General features: G+C 50.7%; 1 protein-coding gene. It reads right to left on the reverse strand.

Annotated features, from left to right (window positions below; all coding sequences use genetic code 11):
• Window positions 1-286: AIR carboxylase family protein (locus tag NE668_RS09760; RefSeq protein WP_256196773.1), on the reverse strand; the 286-nt coding region annotated here is incomplete at both ends.

The following is a 286-nucleotide window of genomic DNA, read 5'->3' on the forward strand; positions in this document are numbered from 1 at the left end:
CTTTTTTAATACCTCTTCATCTGATACAGCGAGGATTTTTGCCGCAAGAATCGCAGCGTTCATTCCACCGTCAATCGCAACAGTCGCAACCGGAATTCCCGGCGGCATCTGAACGATCGAGTAAAGAGCGTCCATACCATCCAGATTCTTTCCTGACATCGGCACTCCGATCACCGGCATCGGGAACAGCGCCGCACACATTCCCGGAAGATGTGCAGCCATTCCGGCTCCTGCGATGATTACTTTAATCCCTTTTCCTTCCGCAGCTTTTGCCCACTCAAAAAAT

It is taken from the genome of Veillonella parvula (assembly GCF_024461875.1).
Taxonomy (GTDB): domain Bacteria; phylum Bacillota; class Negativicutes; order Veillonellales; family Veillonellaceae; genus Veillonella; species Veillonella parvula_I.